This is a genomic window from Dialister sp. i34-0019-2H8, assembly GCF_042846925.1.
Classification (GTDB): domain Bacteria; phylum Bacillota; class Negativicutes; order Veillonellales; family Dialisteraceae; genus Dialister.
On the sequence record NZ_BAABYQ010000001.1, the window covers coordinates 26,281 to 45,000 of the forward strand.

Annotated in this window: 13 protein-coding genes and 2 riboswitches; of the genes, 11 read left to right on the forward strand and 2 right to left on the reverse strand. The window is 52.0% G+C overall.

All coding sequences use genetic code 11. The features are described from left to right. Positions 1-427 precede the first annotated feature (427 nt). Positions 428-610: a hypothetical protein gene (locus tag ACGG9R_RS00105; protein WP_390150010.1), complete on the reverse strand. Its 183-nt coding sequence runs from the start codon at positions 608-610 to the stop codon at positions 428-430. Positions 611-898: 288 nt separating this feature from the next. Here ACGG9R_RS00105 and ACGG9R_RS00110 point away from each other — a divergent pair, with 288 nt between their 5' ends. From ACGG9R_RS00110 to ACGG9R_RS00160, 11 genes are all read left to right on the forward strand, one after another. Beyond that, entirely contained in the window at positions 899-2,995 is a 2,097-nt protein-coding gene (locus ACGG9R_RS00110; RefSeq protein ID WP_390150013.1) for a TonB-dependent receptor plug domain-containing protein, read from the forward strand. A 12-nt stretch (positions 2,996-3,007) separates the two neighbouring features. Next, a complete protein-coding gene (locus tag ACGG9R_RS00115; protein WP_390150016.1) occupies positions 3,008-3,940 on the forward strand; it encodes an ABC transporter substrate-binding protein in 933 nt (310 codons plus the stop codon). 450 nt (positions 3,941-4,390) lie between these two features. Further along, positions 4,391-5,791, forward strand: coding sequence for a radical SAM protein (locus ACGG9R_RS00120; RefSeq protein WP_390150019.1), 1,401 nt, complete (start codon positions 4,391-4,393; stop codon positions 5,789-5,791). Between the two features lie 3 nt (positions 5,792-5,794). Beyond that, entirely contained in the window at positions 5,795-6,319 is a 525-nt protein-coding gene (locus ACGG9R_RS00125; protein ID WP_390150022.1) for a flavodoxin family protein, read from the forward strand. A gap of 838 nt (positions 6,320-7,157) precedes the next feature. Next, positions 7,158-7,266: riboswitch (glycine riboswitch) on the forward strand. A 131-nt stretch (positions 7,267-7,397) separates the two neighbouring features. Continuing rightward, positions 7,398-8,849, forward strand: a complete 1,452-nt coding sequence (locus tag ACGG9R_RS00130; RefSeq protein WP_390150025.1) for an alanine/glycine:cation symporter family protein — start codon at positions 7,398-7,400, stop codon at positions 8,847-8,849. A 515-nt stretch (positions 8,850-9,364) separates the two neighbouring features. Continuing rightward, on the forward strand, positions 9,365-10,570 hold the full coding sequence (locus ACGG9R_RS00135) for a dicarboxylate/amino acid:cation symporter (RefSeq protein WP_390150028.1): 1,206 nt from the start codon (positions 9,365-9,367) through the stop codon (positions 10,568-10,570). 318 nt (positions 10,571-10,888) lie between these two features. Beyond that, positions 10,889-10,979: riboswitch (glycine riboswitch) on the forward strand. Between the two features lie 281 nt (positions 10,980-11,260). Then, positions 11,261-12,655, forward strand: a complete 1,395-nt coding sequence (locus ACGG9R_RS00140; protein WP_390150031.1) for an alanine/glycine:cation symporter family protein — start codon at positions 11,261-11,263, stop codon at positions 12,653-12,655. 151 nt (positions 12,656-12,806) lie between these two features. After that, positions 12,807-12,968: a hypothetical protein gene (locus ACGG9R_RS00145; protein WP_390150034.1), complete on the forward strand. Its 162-nt coding sequence runs from the start codon at positions 12,807-12,809 to the stop codon at positions 12,966-12,968. A gap of 224 nt (positions 12,969-13,192) precedes the next feature. After that, positions 13,193-13,645: a DUF1934 domain-containing protein gene (locus tag ACGG9R_RS00150; protein WP_022106333.1), complete on the forward strand. Its 453-nt coding sequence runs from the start codon at positions 13,193-13,195 to the stop codon at positions 13,643-13,645. After that, positions 13,624-15,291, forward strand: coding sequence for an arginine--tRNA ligase (argS, locus tag ACGG9R_RS00155; protein WP_390150038.1), 1,668 nt, complete (start codon positions 13,624-13,626; stop codon positions 15,289-15,291). Before ACGG9R_RS00150 ends, argS begins: the two co-directional genes overlap by 22 nt. Before the next feature lie 143 nt (positions 15,292-15,434). Further along, positions 15,435-17,054, forward strand: coding sequence for a CTP synthase (locus ACGG9R_RS00160; RefSeq protein WP_390150041.1), 1,620 nt, complete (start codon positions 15,435-15,437; stop codon positions 17,052-17,054). A 754-nt stretch (positions 17,055-17,808) separates the two neighbouring features. Here ACGG9R_RS00160 and ACGG9R_RS00165 read toward each other — a convergent pair. After that, entirely contained in the window at positions 17,809-18,516 is a 708-nt protein-coding gene (locus tag ACGG9R_RS00165; protein WP_390150044.1) for a hypothetical protein, read from the reverse strand. Between the last annotated feature and the right edge of the window lie 204 nt (positions 18,517-18,720).

Genomic DNA, 18,720 nt, shown 5'->3' on the forward strand with positions numbered 1-18,720 from the left:
AGAGAGAAGGGATTAGGGATTAGAAAGGGGACTGGCGGTTTCCCCGGGCTGTCATCCCGAGCGAAGTCGAGGGATCTCCATGGCAGAATGGAATCAGCTCTTATAAGCCTCTATGGAAACGATGACTCGATGCATCGCTTTAAGGCTTTCAAGCAAGCGACGTTTGACGGTTTGCAAGAAAGATTTCTCGGCTGCGCTCGAAATGACGATACGGGGGATGCCTTTTCTAAAAAAGCGGAGAAGCCGCCACCACAAGTTTGAAAGAGACTATTTTTATTCCCTGCTTACGAAGTCTCATAGGGGAAACAGGTTCTGAAGGTTCAAAAGGTTCACAGGTTTCCCATCTTTCGTGAATACCGCATATTTTAAAACTCCGCGGCGCTTAGATTCTTCGACTCAGTTCTCATGCTTTAGATAAGCCATTCTCTCATATACGACGTTTTTCTCCGCTCAGGATGACGAAATGCGCCGCACCGACCCCTTTGAACCCGTAGAACCCACTGAACCTCTTTTGCACGTAATCAAAGGGCGGTATGCCCCACGGGCTAACCCTAATCCCTAGCCACTGTATTTTTTCTCGAAGGAGTGCGAAAGCATCTCCTGTATCCATATCGTTGCCCCCCCTCACTTCCCTAGGAAGTGGGACATCCCCCTATCCTGTTCCTCTGAATTCCAACAGGATAGGGGATTTTTTATTGATTGATGGTAACAAGCACCAACCAATAAAAAATCGGGAACCGCGTGCAATGTATTAACGTAGAATAAATAATAAATTGATATTTCTTTGAATTTTCAAGAAAATGTGATACACTGCTAATGTCAAGTGTCCTTTGCGGAAGGGAAAACGGAAAGGACCTCGTCGGTCTATTTTTTTATTGTCAGGAAATGAGGAAATCCTATGAACAAGACCAAAACCGCACAAAGAAAAGCGCTGCTGGCAGCCATCACCGTTTTTGTCATGGGGGGGGTAACGGCACAGGCCGAAGAGCTGCCCGTCTACTCCTTTGATGAAGTCGTCGTCACCGCGACGCGTACGGAAAACGATGTAAAGAAAGTCCCAGCCTCGACGCAGGTCATCACACAGGAGGATATCAAACGGGGCGGAGCAACGAGCGTACGGAATGCTCTCTCTATGTATGCAAATATTTTCCAGAAATCCAAAGTCCGTGGCGGCGGGCATGATATCATCATCCGCGGGATGGAAACGAAGCACTCCCTCGTCATGGTAAATGGGCGTCGTATTTCCAATGAAGCTGATGCCAGCGGACTGGGCAATGCGATGTCGCTTGATCGCATCAATATCAACGATGTGGAAAAAATTGAAATCGTTCGCGGTCCTTCGTCTGCTCTGTATGGCTCGGAAGCCATGGGCGGTGTTTTGAATATTATCACGAAACCGTCAAAAGAGCAGACCCTTTTGACCGGCCTTGAACACACCTCCGAAGACACGAGCCACTGGTGGCATGCTGACACTGGGCGCATCGGAAATTTCTCCATGACTTTGGATGCCCGCTTTAATAAAATCAACCGCAGCATGCTCGATACGGCGACGGAGTCCGACCCCTACGGGACGGCGCAGACCTACAACGCATCTCTCAATTACTATGTGAATGACCATAGCTATGTCAATGCGTACATGGATTACTATAGTCAGCACTTGAAAACCGATATGGGGGAGGCCGTACTTAAAGATTTCCCTGTTAAGATGGGACCTATGACATTAAAGGGACAGGCAAAGATCGATGGCGTCGGCACCAAAGACTATAAGCAGAAAAATTATGGCATCAGCTGGAATGGGAAGACGGATAAAAACGACTGGCAAATCCAGGCGTACATGAGTAAATTCAATTGGGACACGACAAAGAGTCAGAAGGTACTTCAGGCTATTCCGGATCCATCTGATAGGATGTCCATGATGGCTTATAAGGGATTTGTAACAAGCCACTATGGGACTTACGATTTCAATCATGATGAGCACAATATGTGGGCCATCGAAGGGAGAGATAGCCTCCGTGTCAATGATCATCACCGCGTGACCTTTGGTGCGGAGTATGTGAAAGAAAAAGTCGCCGGCACGGGTCTTGGCAGCAATGGGGATGGTGTGCATAATATCACAGAGAATGGCACGACCAAGTCCTCTTCTGAAAAGACGCTAAGCTCCTACGCCGCCTACTTGCAGGATGAAATCGAGTACGGGAAATGGTTCATTGTACCGGCCATCCGCTACGACCATCATAGTGCGTATGGCAGTCACACCTCTCCGAAAATTGGCGTGACGTACAATGCGACGGACCATTTCCGCATCAAAGCCAATTACGGTGACGGCTTCAAGGCCCCGTCCGTGTCGCAGCTTTACTATGATCTTGCCATGCAAATGGGACCCGGGAATTGGGTCCATCTTACAGGAAATCCAAACTTGAAGCCGGAGAAATCGAAGAGCTGGGACTTGGGCGTCGAAGCGGAATTTGGGAAAGGCTACGGCTCTTTGACCTATTTCGATAATGATGTCGACAATTTGATTGCAAGTATCCCCAAAGGGAAAGACAGCAATGGACACAATCTCTATCGCTATGAAAATGTCAATAAAGCGCGCATCAAGGGATTGGAAAATACCTTGGGGTATCGCTTCAATGATACCCTCGAATTCAAAGTGACCTCGACACTTCTCGACGCAAAAGACACGAGCGCTGGGAAAGATCTGACACAGCGCGCAAGACTGTCACAGATTTATCAGCTGATTTATGATGATCACAAAGACACCGGATGGAGCGCGGTGCTGTGGAATCAGCTCGACTATAAATTCGTCACCGGAAAGGCATGGGAGGGCGGCGAAAGCGTCAAGAAATCCTACAGTTTGACGAATTTCTCACTGACTCGCAAGGTGAATAAAGACACCCGCTTCTATGGCAGCGTACAAAACATCTTTGATAAGAAAGATGTGGACTGCGACTTGGACGGCCGCTTCTGGTCCATCGGCTGGGAGCACAAATTCTAAGAGGGCAAAGAAATGAAACCATTTCTGATTGGTCTTTTGGCAGGACTTTGCCTCCTTTCGGCGGGCTGTGGCAAGGAAGCCACGCCGCCCCCGCCTGCGGCGTTTTACTCGCTTCATGACACGACGGGAAAGGAAATCGTCCTCACGAAGAAGCCGGAAAAAATTGTGCTGCTCTCCCCGGCGTTTCTCAATATCATGCACGCCGCGGGCGGAGATTTCGTGGCCTATGGCAGCTCGCCCTCGCTGGACGCGCCGGACTACGCGAAGGGAAAAGTGAATCTCGGCTACTCCTATCAGATCAATATGGAGAAACTCATTGGAGAAAAGCCGGATCTTGTCATTGGCCTTAAAGGCTTGCACAATCCGCTGGCATCGTCACTAGAAGCGAATCACATTCTTCTTGTGCTGCTATCGATTTCGACGAAAGACGAAGTGGCGCAAGCGATAGAAATCATGGGGGATGTCTCCGGACACACAGAAGAAGGTGCGAAGGCCTCGAAAGAGTTCCAAAAGGAAATCGACGCACTGTCCCAAAAAGTGCCGGACAAGGGCATGACCTGCGCCGTCATCTTTGGTGCGGCGCACGCCGTGATGTTTGCGAAAGAAGGAACGATTGCGACAGAGACCGCAAAAATTCTCCATTTCCAAAATGTCTTTGCCAAAGAAGGCGCCTCCGAGATGCACATGATGCCCTTCAGCATGGAAGACCTTATGAAGAAGGACCCGGATATCCTCTTCTTGACCACCATGGTCACACCAGGGCAGGAGAAAAAAGTCTTTGAAGAATCCCTTCTAAACCAGCCCGCCTGGCAGGAGCTGCGGGCCGTCAAAGAAGGCCGTGTCTACTTTCTCCCGCAAAACCTCTTCCTCTCAAGCCCCGGCATCGACTACCCCAAAGCCATCCGCTGCATGGCCGGTCAGGTGTATCCGGAGATGAGGTTCTAAGGGTAATGCTGTTAAGTTAAGGAAATTGTTAGCGCCGTAATGACTTGCTTCCCCCTTCGGGGGAAGTGCCGAAGGCAATAGGGGCATGCTAGCGGTATAGCGTACTATGTTGAATAGTCCGATGCTATCGATATTCCAACACTTTCATGCAATACCACTACGTAGCCCCCTCATCTCACTTCGTTCGAAATGGCGTCTCACTGGATTTTCGCGTCGCTTCACTCCTAAAAATCCAGTTCGCTTGCACAACCCCTTCGGGGAGCTCCCCCGATGGGGAGCCAAGAACGTTCTTCCGCTTAACTTAATAGCATTAGTTCTAAGGGGGCTGGTGCTGGTTGGTGGTTGTCAGGGGTTCTGAAGGGATTTAAGGTTAGCCGATACCGCTTGAGAACCAAGAATCAAGTACCGCCAACCACCAACCGCCAACCATTCTGAGAGTGTGGAGTAACTATGAGTGATTACGAAAAAAATATCGAAAGACTCTACCAAGAGCCGATCTTTGCAAAGGGCGGCGGCGTGTGCCGTTCGCCTTGGGACATTGACTGGCAGGACGAGCCATTTTCTCCGCGGGACGAAACGCTGATTTCTCCCATCAAACTGCCGGGCATCATGAAAGACATCTGGGAAAAGGGCGAGCCGACGAAGACCTCGGCTGTCTACATCCACGTGCCCTTCTGCCGCCTGTCCTGCACCTATTGCGCTTTTTACAAAAAGCAGGCGGACGAAGCGGCGCAGCATGCGTATGCGAATCTTCTTGTAAAGGAAATACAATCGCTGCAAAATCGCCCGTACCTTACCAGGTCAAAGATTTCCTCTATTTTCTTTGGCGGAGGCACGCCGGGCATTTTATCTGCTGCGGATATTTCCTCTATCATGGAGGCCATTCACGAGGTGCTGCCTTTAACAAAGGACGCAGAAATCACGATGGAGTCGAGCCTTTCTGACATGACGGAAGAAAAAATGGATGCCGCGATTTCCTGCGGAGTGAACCGCTTCAGTTTCGGCGTGCAGTCCTTTGATACGAAGATTCGAAATGCTGTCGGCCGGCCGCTCCCGCGAGAAGAGGTGTTAAAGAAACTTTCGGCGTTTGCAAAAAAAGACGCCCTGATGATTCTTGACTTGATTTACGGCCTTCCCGGCGAGACGGAAGAGACGATGCGGTCGGACATCCGCGATGCCAAGGCATGCAGTATGGCGGGGCTTGACCTCTATCAGCTCCACATCCTGCCCAATTCCCCTTTAGGAAAGCAATTCAAAAAATGGGGGAAGAGCTTAGACATCGCTGTACTGCAAAGTCTATTCCGCACCGCTGAGGATGAACTCGGAAGGAGCGGTGCTGCCAATATTTCCTGCACCCACTGGAAATGGCATCCGGCGGAACGAAGCTTGTACAATACCCTCTCTTCTAGCGGGGGCGATATCCTGCCCCTCGGCATGGCCTGCGGCGGGCAAATCGGCGGCGTGGGGCTCATGAAGCCGATGGCGGATGCGATGTATAGCGCCGCGGTCCGCATGGGAAAATTTCTCCCGATGGGTGCAAGGCAAAGCAGCCGTTACCGCGCGTTCTATAAAGCGATAGAAGGTGCGGGCGACCGGGGGGTCATCGAGCCGGCAAGACTTGCGAAAGAGACCGTCCTTCCGGCGGACCTTCTCTTGACGCCGCTTCTCGATATATGGAAATCCTGGGGCCTCGTCACGGAAGCGGGCGGTGTCTATCGCTACACGAGTAGTGGCCGCTACTGGTACCGTGTGATGATCCGTCGCATGATGCACGCCGCGGACTACATGCTTTTTGGCAAACCCGACACAAAGAAAAAAGCCCATTGGGGCGGCATGATGAATATGAGGTGAATGATGAAATTTTTGATTGTATACTCGAGCCGCACAGGAAATACCCGCCAAGTGGCCGAAGCCCTGTATGCGGCAGCACCGGATGGAAGCACGATTTCTAAAGTAGAAACGGCACCCGCGGCGGACGGCTATGACGTGATTTTCGTAGGCTACTGGATGGACCGGGGGACGGCGGATGAAAAGAGCAAGGAATACCTGCGCACGCTTACGAAGAAGAAAGTCGTCCTCTTTGAAACCATGGGCGCAAGTCCCGCCTCCGAGCACGCCTATACCGGCTTTGCGAATGCGGCGACCTGCCTCTCTGAAGGAAATACCATCATGGGCGTCCTTGCCATCCAAGGGGCCGTCGACCCCGCCCTCATCGCCATGATGCGCAAGATGCCCGTCGGCAGCGCTCACAACACCGGTGAAATGGAAAAGACCACAGAAGAAGCCGCCAAACACCCGGACGCCGCGGATTTGGAAAAAGCCAAGGCGTACATGGAAGCCTTCACGGCGAAATACGAGAAGTACTACGGGAAGAAATAGGATGCTGAGGGGGCTCACGGGACCGATGACGCAAGTGGTATCCTCTTCCTCTAGCCGTCACTTTGGCGTGTAGATCCTCCCCAAGTCGTCTTCTCTTTCTCCGCAGCCTGTGGCTGTGGGGAAGGAGGAGACGACTTTTAACTTGCTATCTGGGAAGTGGTCGGCGATCTTCCCCTTGCCCCCAAGGGGAATGCCTTTGAAGCAGCCGTCGGAAGAGACCGGTGACGCGGATGCATTCAACGAGGAGAAGAAACGCAAAGAGAAAGACGAGAATTTTTTTCATGGGAAGCCGCCTTTGAAAATAAAAATGTCTGGAATCTTCTTCTCTATTCAATGAAATGTATGGGAAATGGGTAAGAAATTTCGCTTTCTCATTCTCATTTAGCGCGTATACGAAACGAGAGTGACCGCTAACTCTTCGTGGTGATAATAATTTCTTATGAATTTGTAAATTGATTTCTATAACGAAATAGATGTACAAAAGCTATTGAAATTTATTTAATTATAAGTAGCTACAAAAAACACATAAATTATATATATATCGTAAATATGCAGAAAATCTTCGCCAAAAGAGCAAGAGGGAAACTTTAGTATAGCAAAAGGTTTACAATATGAAAAATGGGCAAAATTCGCATGTTGCATTTTGATTTTCATCGTGTATAATCTAGGTAAATCACTTGAGGCTTCGGAATTCAGAATCTGGAAAGCCCAAGTGAAAAATGTATGTTGCCGCATACCATATAGGTGGATGATGTACACTGAAAAATGAAGGTCTTTATGATCTTCTGCCGAAGGAGTAACACTATCAGGCGTTCAGTAAGAACACGAAACTGTGTACGGACACGACTCTGGAGAAGCTCGCTGAAAAGATGCGAGGGCCGAAGGTGTTAAAGGATTTCACCCGTAGAAATCCTGAATCTCTCAGGCAAAAGGACAGGGCTGGCACTTGGGTAACTCCCTTGTTTTCATGAACCATGAATTCGCCAGCTTCAGTCTTCTTCGAACATAAGACTGAGTGCGGCGATTTTTTGTTTCTTATCATAATAAGAACAGTTACGGGAACAAGGGGGATTTTACAATGGATATGGTGCAAATCAATCAACTTGTCGGTGAGCTTGACAGCTTCGTATGGGGGCCTGTCATGCTGTGTCTTCTGGTCGGTACGGGTGTCTACATGACACTGAAGCTGCGTTTCCTGACCTGGAGAAATCTGCCATACGCATTAAAAATGATCTTTTCGAAGAAGTCTCGCACGACCCAGGTCGGAAGCGGTGACGTTTCTCCTTTCTCTGCGCTGATGACTGCGCTTGCTGCGACCATCGGTACCGGTAATATCGTCGGTGTCGCGACGGCAATGTTCGCCGGCGGCCCGGGCGCTCTGGTCTGGATGTGGATCTCCGCATGCTTCGGCCTTACGACCAAGTTCTCTGAATGTATGCTCGGCTTCAAGTTCCGTGAAGTGAATGCCAAGGGTGAAATGAAGGGCGGCCCGATGTTCACCATGAAGAACGGCTTCAAAAACAAAAAAGCCGGCCTCTTCCTGGGTACTGCTTTCGCTCTCTTCGCTGTCCTTGCTTCCTTCGGTATCGGCAACATGACGCAGGCGAATTCGATCTCCACCGCGATCAACACCACCTTCGGCGTATCGAATGAGATCGTGGGCGCAGTCCTGACTGTCATGACCCTCGCTGTCATCGTCGGCGGTATCACTTCGATCTCCAAGGTCTCTTCCGTCGTCGTTCCCGGCATGGCCGTTTTCTACATCCTGGCTGGCCTCTCCTGCATCATTCTTAACATCGAAAACATTCCGCATGGCCTTTACCTCATCGTGATGATGGCTTTCGATCCTACGGCTGTCGAAGGCGGCGTCGTTGGTACCATCACCGTTTCCGTCATGAATGCGATGCGTTATGGCGTAGCGCGCGGCTGCTTCTCCAATGAAGCCGGCCTTGGCTCGGCAGCGATTTCCGCCGCAGCTTCTACCACGGATCACCCGGCAAGACAGGGCTACATCTCCATGACCGGTACCTTCATCGATACCATCGTAGTCTGCACCATCACCGGCCTTACCATCGCCTCCTCCGGCGTGCTCGGCATGGTCGGCGCGGATGGCAAGCCGCTCACCGGCGTAGCACTCACCATGGCAGCATTCTCTTCCAATATCGGCGTCATTGGTTCTTATATCGTTTCCATCGGTATCATCCTCTTTGCTTACTCCACCATCCTCGGTTGGGAATACAATGGTGAAAAGGCTTGGGAATATCTCTTTGGTACCCATAAGTACAACATCATTTACCGCGTTGTCTTCTCTCTGGTAGTTTATGTCGGTGCGACCCAGACCCTCGATCTGGTTTGGAACCTCTCCGATATCGCGAATGCCCTCATGGCGATCCCGAACCTGATCTCCATCCTCGTCCTCGCTCCGGTCATCAAGGAAGAAGTCTTCTCCTTCCAGGCTGTGATCGAAAAGGAAAAGGCAGCGGCTCGCAAGGAAGCTCTTGCGGAAGCAGAAGAAGCACAGAAGATCTGATGCCTATATATAAGGTATAAAATAAATATAGTGAAATCCCTTAGGAATGAGCGAGCAGCTGCCGTCAGGCGGCTGCTCCTTTTTGATGGAGCCCTTCCCAAGGAGCGGAGCAGGCAGCGGATGAAGAGCTTTGTATAAAAGAAAGCGTGAGCTCGGGAAGCGGCTTCTCGGTGCTTCTCTGGCAAGGGGGAGGGAGGCATGCCGGTCCCGGTCACTCTCCCCTTGAGGCGAGACAAGCGTACACACCAACTATTGCGAGCGTATACATCAATAAACAAATGATTATAAAAATTGAAAAATATAGAAAAACGGCAAAATTTATATAATATAAAACATAAGAGAATGAAATCATATAATTTATTAAACATCGGATTACGAATTACATGAAAATATATGGATGATTTCACAAATCTATTGGTCATTCAGCATGGATGCGCCTATAATGTAGTCATTGATTTTAATAGGTCAGGGCAATGGCGTCCATGGGACAGCCGCTCTGGTGCAGGAGGGAAGAAATGAATCTATCTATTCAAATTTTCCTGTCATTGGTCTTATCTGTGGTGGTAGGACTGATGCTGGGAGAGGGTGCGGCGGCTCCGGTCAAGATGTGGATCGCGCCGATCGGCACCATGTTTATCAATCTCATCAAAATGATGATCGTTCCGGTGGTCTTCTGTTCTCTCATCGTGGGCATGACATCCATGGGGGATATGAAGAAGCTGGGGCGCATCGGGGTGAAGACACTCGTCATTTACATGGTGACGACAGCGATCGCGATCGTGATCGGCTTTGCCGTCGCTATGGCGATCGAGCCGGGCATCGGCATGGCTCTGCCGACGGCAGAAGCACCGAAGGTGAAGGAAGCGCCGTCGATCATGCAGGTCTTTGTCGCAATGATCCCGTCGAATCCGATCGCTTCCATGGCGAAGGCGGACATCCTTCCGATCATTATCTTTGCGCTCTTCATCGGGGCGGGTATCATTTCCGTCGGCGGAAAGCGTGCGGAGATCCTGATCTCCTTCTTCGATGCGATGGCTGAGGTATGCTACAAGATCATCGCCATGATCATGCGTCTTGCACCGATCGGCGTCTTCTGCCTGCTGCTTCCGGTCGTCGTCATGAATGGCCCGAAGGTGCTGCTTCCGCTCTTATCGGTCATCCTCTGTATGGCGATCGGCTGCTGCATCCATGCCATCGGTGTATACTCGACGCTTGCCGGTGTCTCTGCACACATGAGTCCGCTCACATTCTTCCGCGGCATGTCGGAAGCTATGGCGATCGGCTTCACCACCTGCTCTTCTGCCGGTACGCTTCCTGTCAATATGAAAAATATCCAGACGAAGCTGGGGGTCAGGAGAGATATCGCTTCTTTCGTCCTTCCGCTGGGCGCGACCATCAATATGGACGGGACGGCTCTTTACATGGGCGTTTGTTCCCTTTTCATCGCGAATGTCTTCGGTATCCCGCTGACCTTTGATCAGATGTTGATGATCGTCCTGACCGGGACACTGGCTTCCATCGGTACCGCAGGCGTACCGGGCGCCGGCCTCATCATGCTGGCGATGGTCCTGCAGTCTGTCGGTCTGCCGCTCGAAGGGCTGGCACTGGTAGCCGGTATCGATCGTGTGCTCGACATGTTCCGTACCTGCCTCAATATCACCGGCGACGCAGCAGTCGCTGTGGCTGTCAATGCGACAGAGAAGGATGCGGAAATGGAATAAGAGGATTTAGGGCTATCCCGTAGGGTGTGCCACCTTTGGTTCCGTTTGAAAGCCTTTCTTGAATGAGAAATTAGAAATGAGAAATGGTGGTGCGGCGCATAAAAACAGAAGCGCCGCGGAGTATAAATAAGGCGATGCTCGAAGATGGCATTTAAGTCGCCAGCCACCAGTCACTAGCCACCAGTCACTAGTCACCCAAACACACATAACAACTCTATACTGACTTGGATGATCCATGGGGAAAAAGACCGAGGGCAATGCCCGAGGCTGCCGAAGGAGTAACACTATCAGGCGTTCAGTGAACACGAAACTCCATGGGGACAGATCTCTGGAGATCTCTTCAATGAGAGCCGAAGGGGCATAGGCGGAAACGCTGTAATCTCTCAGGCCAAAGGACAGAGCCGATTTCATGAGGAAAGCTCATGAAGCCGGTTCTGTTTTTATTTTATACAGAACCGGCTTTTTAGGGAAACACTGATTAAATCGTTGCCAGATTTCATTCTTGAATTTTTATAAAATGCAAGGAATGATTCGACGCGAATAGCGCGCTATTTAAGGAGAATAATGACGAAGCAGTGTATAAAAATTCTTATGAAATCTGACTCTGCGATTTAATCAGCGTTTCCTTAGGTTCACAGGCGACCCTTGGGGCGCTCACTCTTTTCAGAGAAAGGGAAAATAGGAGGAAACATGATGACAGATATTTTGAACCAGATCGACGGGCTCGTGTGGGGGCCATGGCTTCTGGTGCTTCTCGTTGGCACCGGGGTACTGCTGACCTGCCGGCTCTCGCTCCTGCAGGTATTGAAACTGCCGCGCGCACTGAAGCTGATCTTCTTTGCAAGAAACAAGGGCGATGGCGATATCGACAGCTTCAAGGCGCTCTGCACGGCGCTCGCTGCGACGGTCGGTACGGGAAACATCGTCGGCGTAGCGACGGCGATCAAGCTCGGCGGCCCGGGCGCGCTCTTCTGGATGTGGCTTGCCGCTTTTTTCGGCATGGCGACCAAGTATGCGGAAGGCTGCCTCGCGGTCAAGTACAGAGGGGTGGATGACCAGGGCAATATTGCCGGCGGCCCGATGTACTATATCGAAATGGGTCTTGGCAAGAAATGGAAGCCTCTCGCTGTCGCTTTTGCCATCTTCGGCATCATGACGGCCATGCTCGGCAGTGGTACGACCACGCAGATGAATGCGATCACGGCTTCCGTGCAGGCTGGATTCGGGGTTTCCACATACATCACCTGCGCCGTCATCACGGTCCTTGTCGCGATCATCACTTTTGGCGGCTTGAAATCGATCTCCAAGACAGCCTCCAAGATCGTTCCGGCGATGGCAGTCGTTTATTTCATCGTCACTGTGATCTTCCTCGGCCTCAATGCGGGTGAACTGCCGCATGCGATCGCTCTCGTCATCGACGGAGCCTTCAATGGTACCGCAGCGGCTGGCGGCTTCGCAGGCGCCGGCGTCATGCTCGTCCTTCGAAGCGGTATTGCCCGCGGCCTGTACTCGAATGAGTCCGGTCTCGGCTCTGCGCCGATCGTAGCGGCGGCAGCAAAGACCAAGTGGCCGGCCGAGCAGGGACTGATCTCCATGACAGGCACCTTCATCGATACCATCATCATCTGCACCATGACCGGCCTCACCATCATCGTGTCCGGCCAGTGGCTGGGAGAGCTCAATGGCGCCGAGCTCACGCAGGCGGCTTTTGCGACGACCTACGGCGTCTTTGCTCCCTTCCTTCTGACGATCTCCTTAACGCTCTTTGCTTTCACCACCATCATCGGCTGGAACTACTATGGGGAACGCTGCTGGGAATACCTCTTCGGCACAAAGACCATCCCTGTGTACCGCGTGTGCTACATCGCCGTGCTGGCTTCCGCAGTCTTCCTGAAGCTGGAAGCCATCTGGGCGCTGGCTGATATCGTAAACGGCCTCATGGCCATTCCAAACCTCATCGCCCTTCTCGGGCTTTCGGGCGTCATCGTTTCTGAGACGAAGAAATACTTCGGACATCTTGAGATCCGCGATGCCAGACTCGCGGCGTATAAGGAACGCCGCATCGGGAAAAAGGCAGAAGTATAATGGGGAAAAGATCCCGTCGGAGTCACTCCGGCGGGATTTTGTATTGGTGGTTCAAGGGTTCAGGGTTCAAGGTTCAGGGCTAGCCTGTGGGGCGTGCTGCCCCTTGACTGGAGATGAAAGCTTTGCTTGAATGAGAAATTAGAAATGAGAAATGCGAAATGGCGGTGCGGCGCATCAGAATATAGAAGCGCCGCAGAGTATAAATAATGGCGATGCCCGAAGGTCTGCGGATAAGCAGGTTTCTCGTTTTGGATTCCCTGATATCGACCGCCTGACTGCGAATGACAAAGATTTCTCGCTTCGTTCGGAATGACGATGCTAGGATACCGCATCACCCACCATCTTAGGGCATTGCCCTATTTATACTTGCGGCGAAGCCGCCACCACAACCCTGAACCCTGAACCCTCCCTCCTTGACCGCCGCCCAAAACTACGCTACAATAAGTAGTCATGGAAATTCGTAGAAGCTCTTAGAAAAGGCGGCTTTCTATGATATAATAAATAGGATTATAAATAGAACAAGGGGGGCGGTCAGTCTTGGAAAAAAAGGTCATCATCAATGTCACTTCTCTGCAGCGGAATGAGGCGGGAAAGGATGAGAAAATCACCCTGGAAACGCCGGGCATCTATGGCGAGAAGGACGGCATGAAGTACGTTTCCTATGAGGAGACCAAGCTGGCCGGCATGGAAGGGACGACGACCACGCTGGAGATCCACAAAGACCACGTGCGCCTCATCCGAGACGGCAGCTTCCTGCAGGAGCAGGTCTACCGCATCGGAGAGAAGAACCACTCCCTGTACGAGACCCCGATGGGCACGATGGATATCTACGTCGTGACGCGCGAGATCGAAGACTCGATCGAGGCGGGAAAGGGACGTATGCGCCTTTCCTATGATGTGGAGCTGAAAGGCCTGTTTAACCATTTGAATGAAATTATTGTAGAAGTTCGGGAGGATCCGGAGGATTCATGGAAGTCAGAGAAGAACTGAAAGAAATCATTGAGAAAGCGAAAGAGGCAGCCATCGCTGCCGGTGAACTGCCGGAGGGCGATTACGCGGCTGTACAGCGTCTGGAAGTGCCGAAATCCAAGGAATTTGGTGATTATTCCACCAATGCGGCTATGCAGTGGGCGAGAACAGCTCACAAAGCACCGCGCATGATCGCAGAATCCATCGTGAAGCATCTGGACACACCGCTGGTCACTCGGACGGAGATCGCGGGTGCCGGCTTCATCAATTTCTACCTTGCCGCAGATACGGTGTACAGCGAGCTGAAGCAGATCCTGAAGGCTGGCCCTTCCTACGGGGATCTGCCGAAAAATAAAAAAGACCGCATCCTTGTCGAGTATGTCTCGGCAAATCCGACCGGCCTTCTCCACATCGGACACGCCAGAGGTGCTGCCTATGGCTCAGCGATGGTGAATCTGCTGCGCGCGGCCGGCTATGATGTACTGTCGGAATACTATGTGAATGATGCCGGCAACCAGATCGATCATCTGGCGGAATCCATCAATGCACGCTATCTTCAGCTCTGCGGTCTGGATGCCGAGATCCCGGAAGACGGCTACCATGGACAGGATATCATCGATACAGCGAAAAATATCCTTGCCAAGGATGGCAAGAAGTACCTCGATATGGATGAGAAAGAACGTCTGGAGATCTTCAAAGAGCTCGGCCTTCAGGAAAAGCTCGCAGACCTCAAGAAGGATCTGCAGGAATTCCACGTCGACTTCGACAATTGGTTCTCCGAAAGATCTCTCTATCCGGATCAGGTGAATGAAGCGCTCAAAGTCCTGAAGGACGAAGACAATATGTACGAGAAGGACGGCGCTCTCTGGCTCCGCACCACAAAGAACGGCGATGACAAGGACCGCGTGGTCATCCGCACGAATGGCGTGCCGACTTATTTCTGCTCCGATATCGCCTATGTAGGAAATAAGATCCGCCGCGGCTACAACAAGCTCATCGATATCTGGGGAGCGGATCACCATGGCTACATCATCCGTCTGAAGACAGCCATGAAATTTTTGGGCTACAACCCGGATGATTTCGAGATCATGCTGCTCCAGATGGTGACACTTCTCCGCGACGGACAGCCGGTCAAAATGTCCAAGCGTACCGGACAGGCCGTATCGCTGCGCGAGCTGATGGAAGAAGTCGGCACCGATGCAGCGCGCTATTTCTTCTGCGCCCGCACACTGGACTCCCAGATGGACTTCGATATCGACCTGGCAAAGAAACAGTCCAGCGATAACCCGGTCTATTACATCCAGTATGCGAATGCCCGCATTCACAGCCTCTTCCGTCAGGCGAAGGAAGCCAAGGTCACCTGGGATCCCCAGTTCACTGGCGTCGATTTCACCTACCTCAAAGAAGAATGTGAAATGGATCTGATCAAAAAGATGGAAAACTACCACCAGCTCATCGATGGAGCCGCGAAAGAAAGAGCTCCGCAGCGTATCGCCAAATATGCGTACGAGCTGGCAGCCCTCTTCCATCATTTCTATAGAGAATGCCGTATCCTTGGTGTAGATAGCGAAGTCACGCAGGCGCGCCTCGGTCTCATCACCGCCGTCCAGTACGTCCTGGTCCACGCCCTCACCATCTTAGGCATTACCGCTCCGGAAAAAATGTAAGGAAAGGATAGGCTTCACAGGTTCAAATGCTTCGCGGCGTCATAGGATGCGCCGCGCTGCACCTGCTGAACCTATCACAGCTCATTTTCTGGTCACCAGCGACCAGTCACTCTTCCCATCCACCCTATCTCAAAGGAGGTCCCATGACAAAATACATCTTCGTAACAGGCGGCGTCGTTTCATCCCTGGGCAAAGGCATCACCGCTGCATCCCTGGGCAGACTGCTGAAGAACAGAGGCTACAAAGTCACCATTCAGAAATTCGACCCTTACATCAATATCGACCCGGGCACCATGAGCCCGTACCAGCACGGCGAGGTCTTCGTCACCGATGACGGCGCGGAAACCGATCTGGATCTCGGTCATTACGAAAGATTCATCGATGAAAATCTGTCCAAGGCATCCAATGTCACCACAGGCAAGGTCTATCAGGCTGTCATCAACAAAGAAAGAAAGGGCGAATACCTAGGCTCCACCATTCAGGTCATCCCGCATATCACGAACGAGATCAAAGACCGCGTGCTCCGTGTCGGCAGAAATGACAATGCAGACATCGTTATCACGGAGATCGGCGGCACCGTCGGTGATATCGAGTCCCTGCCATTCCTCGAAGCCATCCGTCAGGTTAAGAAAGACGTACCGAATCGAAATGACGTCATCTATATTCACGTCACACTCGTACCATACATCGAAGCCGCTGACGAACTCAAGACAAAGCCGACCCAGCACTCCGTCAAGGAGCTGCGCTCCATCGGCATCCAGCCGGACGTTATCGTCTGCCGTACCGTGAAGGCGCTCTCTCCGGATATGAAGAGAAAGATCGGCATGTTCTGCGATGTAGAACCCGAAGCCGTCATCAATAACCTCACTGCCAAGAGCATCTATGAAGTACCGCTTCTCCTGCAGGAAGAAGGCCTCGATCACATCGTCCTCCAGAAGCTTGGTATGGAAGACACCAAGTGCGACATGGAAGACTGGAAAGCGATGGTGGACCGCATTGTTTCCTCTGACAAAGAACTCAACATCGCTCTCGTTGGGAAATATGTCGAACTCCATGACGCCTACCTCTCCGTCGTCGAATCTCTGTCTCACGCCGGCTACGCCTTCGGCAACAAGGTCAAGGTCCACTGGATCAATTCCGAAGTCCTCGAAGAAGAGAAACCGGATCTTCGCGAAGTCTTCCAGGGCATCGACGGCATCGTCGTCCCCGGCGGCTTCGGCTACCGCGGCGTCGAAGGCAAGATCGACACCATCAAATATGCGCGAGTCAATAAGATCCCGTTCCTCGGCCTCTGCCTCGGTATGCAGTGCGCTGTCATTGAATTTGCCAGAAATGTATGCGGCATGACCGGTGCAAACTCCTCCGAATTCATCCCGGACACCCAGTACCCTGTCATCGACCTCATGCCAGACCAGGAAGACGTCACCGAAAAAGGCGGCACCATGCGCCTTGGCATCTATCCGTGCAAGCTCAAGGAAGGCAGCAAAGCCAGAGAACTCTACGGCGGTCAGGAGATCGTCTACGAACGTCATCGCCATAGATACGAAGTCTCCAATGCCCTTCGTCCGGAGCTTGAAAAAGCAGGCCTCATCATCTGCGGCACCAGCCCGGACGGACGCCTCGTCGAAACGATCGAGCTCAAGGATCATCCGTACTTCGAAGCCACCCAGGCTCATCCGGAATTCAAGAGCCGCCCGAACCGTCCGCACCCGCTCTTCCGCGGCCTCATCGAAGCAGCCATCAAGCATAGAGATGAAAAATAAACGGACAGCGGCATAAAAAAAGCGAACCTCGAAAGGGGTTCGCTTTTTTGTTGGCGGGTTTGGGGTTCGGGTGGCGGCTTCGAAGCATGTTAGATGACGGTATTCCCGTATCGTCAGCCTTCCCCTCAAGGGGAAGGTGCCTCGAAGGGGCGGATAGGGCACTAGCGGTATGAAAGAGAGCGGGAAGGAGCGTCTCAAGTGCGTCGCTTACGAAAGCACCCTATCCACCGCTGACGCGGTCCCCCTTCCCCTAGAGGGGTAATGCTATTAAGTTAAGGAAATCGTTAGCTGCGTAACGTCTTGCGTCCCCCTTCGGGGGAAGTGCCGAAGGCAATGGGGGCATGCTAGCGGTATAGCGTGCTATGTTGAATAGTCCGTCGATTTTTATAAACGGCGATGCCCGAAGGCTGGAGGATAAAAGTCAGGTGTCTGATGTCTCTCAGTCTTCCAGTCTAATCCCCAATCCCTAATCCCTAGTACTTATCCCTACGGGTTCCGGTGGCGGCTTCGCCGCATTTTAGATGACGGTATTCTCGTATCGTCAGCCTTCCCCTCGAGGGGAAGGTGCCCCGAAGGGGCGGATAGGGCACAGGCGGTATGAAAGAGCCTGGGGAAAAGCGTCTCAAGTGCGGCGCTTTGCGCCGATTTTTGTAAATGGTGATGCCCCAAAGTGGTATTCAAGCCTTACACCTCTTTGCACGGATTTTCAAAAACCATCATAAAAGCCATGGACATGCCCGCCCATGGCTTTTTGCTATTTCATCTTCTGATAATGATCGTTTTCTCCGCCCCAGTAGAGTGTCTTTTTATCGACAACGGTCATGTCGTACACGACGCCTTCGTGATCGTCAGAGACGGCTTCGAAGCGGCCTTCGCCTTTCGCGCGCAGGGTGCCGCTGTCCACTTCTTTGAATTTGCCTTTCTTCCCTGGCCGTTCGCGCAGGTGCCAGCCGCCTTCGTCATCGATATCCAGCACACTCTTGGGATTTTTCTCTCCATCCATCGCCCAAGTGCCTTCCAGCGGCTGGAAATCAAAGCTCTCTTCCTCCGCGCCTTCTATCGCTCTCGTGAAGATACCGAAGGCGTCCATACGGAGGACATCGCTGTTCTCGCTGTCGATCCAAGTGCGGTGCGCCATGCCGTCGTGTTCATTGTAGAAATAGTCTGCTCCATATTTCTTGACAGGCTGCAGGTAGCCGCTGGCATAGATGTCTCCTTTGGCATCATAGAGTGCGACGCGCACTTCTTCTGTCTCACCGCTCTTCTCGATCTCAAGACGGTTCTCTTCTTCGCCCTGCCAGCTTCCCAGATAGCGGCTGCTCTCTTCGGAAATCTTCGACTCTTTTACCATACCTTCAAACGAATCGGGCGGCGGCTTCGGCGGATCGTTTCCGCAGGCAGAGAGGCCCATGCACAGGACGAGCGACAGAATGAGGGCCATCGGTTTCTTTGCGTACTTCATCTTCCTTCCTCCTTTATCATGAATTCGGAGCGCCTTGCTCTTTGTCTTCATTATATAGGAAATCGAGCCGGGCGGGCAAGAATGAGAGCGCGGTTAAACGGACAGCATGGGCAGCTCTCAAAACGGGACCTCCACCATTCAGTAGGTTAAATAGGTTCAGAAGGTTCTAAGGGTTCAGAGGGGTCAATGGGGGTGGTGCGGCGC